General features: G+C 71.2%; 1 protein-coding gene and 1 pseudogene. One reads left to right on the top strand and one right to left on the bottom strand.

The window, feature by feature from the left end; all coding sequences use genetic code 11:
* Positions 1 to 180 precede the first annotated feature (180 nt).
* A complete protein-coding gene (locus IY392_RS15535) occupies positions 181 to 1,788 on the top strand; it encodes a class I adenylate-forming enzyme family protein (RefSeq protein WP_107757073.1) in 1,608 nt (535 codons plus the stop codon).
* Positions 1,789 to 1,814: 26 nt separating this feature from the next.
* Here the strand turns inward: IY392_RS15535 and IY392_RS15540 are convergent.
* Positions 1,815 to 2,292 (bottom strand): annotated as a pseudogene (locus IY392_RS15540) (hypothetical protein); the annotation flags it as partial.

Raw genomic sequence — 2,292 nt, forward strand, 5'->3', positions numbered from 1 at the left:
GTCCTCCGTCTCGGAGGGCGGGGGGTTGGTCATGGCGGGAACGATTCCACCTCCGCCCAAATAAAGCAAGCATGCTTGCTTGCTTTTCTCCGCGACGACTGGGAGGGTGGCCCACGGTGACCCACATCACTCCCGACGCGGGACGCCCGACCCCTCTCCCCGACCCCTTACGGAGGCACCATGCGACTGGACATGACCGGAATCGACCCCGTGGACCACGCCCTGGCCCGCCGGTGCTCGGTGGGCGACATCCCCACCCGGGCGGCGGCCACCTTCTCGAACCGGACCGCCCTCACGGACGATGCCGGGTCGTGGTCCTTCCTCGAACTCGAGTCCGTCTCCAACCGGTTCGCCCACGGTCTGGTGGCGCACGGAATCGAGGCGGAGGAGCCGGTCGCGATCCTGTCGACGAACTGCCGCGAGTTCGTGGCCACCTACTTCGGCACGGCCAAGGCCGGGATGGTCTCGCTGCCCATCAACCTGCTGTCCGGGCTGGACAACATCGCGCACGCCCTGACCGACTCGGGGACCCGAATCCTCGTCGTTCACGGTTCACTCGCGGAACTGGTGATGGGAGCGGTCGCCGCCATGCCCGGGATCCGGACCGTCGTCGTCATCGGAGGCGTCCCCGACGGACTGACGGCCTCCGCCGACGGTCCCGACCTGATCGGGTGGGACGACCTGCTGTCCGGCGACGACTCCAGCCCCGACACGGTGATCGGTGACCGCCAGGTCGTGCAGTGCCTCTACTCCTCGGGCACCACCTCACGCCCCAAGGGCGTCCTCACCTCGCACCTCGCCGTGTCCATGGCCGCCCTGGGCAACGGGGCCGTCTTCGGCCTGAACTGGGGCGCCGAGGCCTCGGTGACCGTGTGCCCGCTCCCCCTCTTCCACACCGCCGGTCTCAACGGGGTCCTGCTGTCGGCGGTCACCATGGGGGCGACCGTCCACCTCCTGCCGGGTTTCGACCCGGTCGGATACGCCGAGACCGTCGCCCGCGTCCGGGCCACCCACCTGGTGGGCCTGCCCCTCATGCTGGAGGCCCTGGCGGACGCGACCGACCGCGGCCTCGACCTGTCCTCGCTCCGGTTCCTGCTCTACGCCATGGCCCCGATGTCCGAGGAGATGCGCCGGCGCCTCGACGCCGCACTCCCGGATGCCCGGATAGTCCTGGCCTCGGGGATGAGCGAGTGCACTCCGGCCACCGTCATGCAGTGGCCGGAGCTCAACCCGGACAAATCCGACTCCTGGGGGTACCCCACCCCGATCGCGGAGAACAGGATCAGTGAACCGGGCGGTTCCGCACTCGTGCCCACCGGGGAGGACGGTGAGATCGTCTACCGCGGCCCCACGGTGATGGAGGGCTACTGGAACAACCCCGAGGCCAACTCCGAGGCGTTCGTGGGCGGCCGCCTGCACTCGGGGGACCTGGGGCGCATCGACACCGAGGGGGTGGTGTGGTTCGCCGACCGCGTCAAGGACATCGTCAAATCCGGCGGCGAGAACGTCTCGTCACTGCACGTCGAGCGTGTCCTCATGGACCACCCGCACATCGCCGAGGTCGCGTGCGTCGGCCGCCCCGACCCCAGGTGGGGCGAGCTCGTGGTGGTCGTGGTGGTCCCCGCCGAGGGTGCGCCGGACGGGGACGAGCTCAAGGCCTCGGTCATGGAGTTCGGGGCCGAGCGTCTGTCCTCCTCACACCGGCCGCGAGACGTGGTGGTGGTCGACACCATCCCGCGCACGGCGACCGGCAAGATCCGGAAGGTCGAGCTCCGCGCGGCGACCTGACCGGTCCCGGTCAGCCGCGGTCTCGGTCAGGGGCCGACCTCGAGGAGCTCACCCGGGATCTCCAGGCTCGCGGCGGCGAGGTCGGACCCGAGGCCGGGTCGCAACACCTCGCCCCGCGGGGGCCGCGCGACGACGTTGACCGCCCGGAGGTTGGGCAGCAGGTAGCGGTGGAGGTCCATGCCCTCCAGCCCCGGGACGAGTTCACGGAACCGCTCATCGGTGAGTTCGCCGGCGAGCCACGCGAACGCGGCGTCGTCCCAGGTCCACACCGCGATGTTGACGCCGCGCCCCACGACTCCCCGGCGGACGCTCGCCACCGATCCCAGCGCGGCGGCGACCGGTCGTCCGCCCGGGATCGTGCCCGGGGTCCACGGGGACGGCAGGTCACCGGGCCCGATGTCCGCGGTCTCCCGCGGGACCGGGACCGCGACGCGCGACCCGTCGGGCAGAACCACCGAGTGCCCGGCGTCCTCCTGCGCGACCGGACGGGCGACACGGGAGGGA

The sequence above is a fragment of the Dietzia sp. SYD-A1 genome (assembly GCF_015356725.1).
Taxonomy (GTDB): domain Bacteria; phylum Actinomycetota; class Actinomycetes; order Mycobacteriales; family Mycobacteriaceae; genus Dietzia.